Annotated in this window: 1 protein-coding gene; it reads left to right on the top strand. The window is 64.2% G+C overall.

Annotated features, from left to right (window positions below; genetic code table 11):
* A partial coding sequence (locus RVY79_RS21035) for a hypothetical protein (RefSeq protein WP_317466554.1) occupies window positions 1-246 on the top strand: 246 nt, incomplete at both ends.

Raw genomic sequence — 246 nt, 5'->3', positions numbered from 1 at the left:
GTCCGACGAGAACGCGAGGGAGAGTCTTGCTGATCGCCTTGGGGCTGACAGTGAGGACATCGAGCGCTACCTGCCTTCCAATGTTCGTCCGGTCCTGGCGCCGGAAGAAATGTTCCCCGAGCGCGGCAAGCGCAAGGGCCGGAAAGGCCCTCGGCGGTCCGTTCTCAAGAGGTCGGAGGTGCTGGAGCTGGCGCGTTCGTCAAGTCGCTGGATTCAGCGGGTATGCCGCGCGATGCTGCAGCTGGA

Origin of the sequence: Chromohalobacter sp. HP20-39 (genome assembly GCF_033052815.1) — a bacterium.
Classification (GTDB): Bacteria; Pseudomonadota; Gammaproteobacteria; order Pseudomonadales; family Halomonadaceae; genus Chromohalobacter.
The sequence above is the reverse complement of the archived record's forward strand: the minus strand, read 5'-3'. Positions and strand labels throughout refer to the sequence as shown.